The organism is Burkholderia sp. Bp8994, from assembly GCF_003853805.1.
Lineage (GTDB): Bacteria > Pseudomonadota > Gammaproteobacteria > Burkholderiales > Burkholderiaceae > Burkholderia.
Genome location: NZ_QTQH01000064.1, coordinates 1 through 206, shown reverse-complemented (window position 1 = coordinate 206; position 206 = coordinate 1). Strand labels below are relative to the sequence as shown.

Below are 206 nucleotides of genomic sequence, written 5' to 3'. Positions count from 1 at the left end.
CCGATCGAGCTATTCGCCGACGACAGGCCGGTCGACGTGGAAGTCGAAAGCGACGCAACCGAGCTGTTGGTCGAGCTCAGGCCGGTGGACAGCGAGCTGATACCGGTCGAAGTCGAGGTGGACAGCGAGCCGATCGAGCTATTAGCCGACGACAGGCCGGTCGACGTGGAAGTCGAAAGCGACGCAACCGAGCTGTTGGTCGAGCT

General features: G+C 62.6%; 1 protein-coding gene. It reads left to right on the top strand.

What is annotated here, in order from left to right; translation table 11 throughout:
- The coding region (locus tag DIE04_RS30325; RefSeq protein WP_311766344.1) for a hypothetical protein at positions 1-206 on the top strand (206 nt) is incomplete at both ends.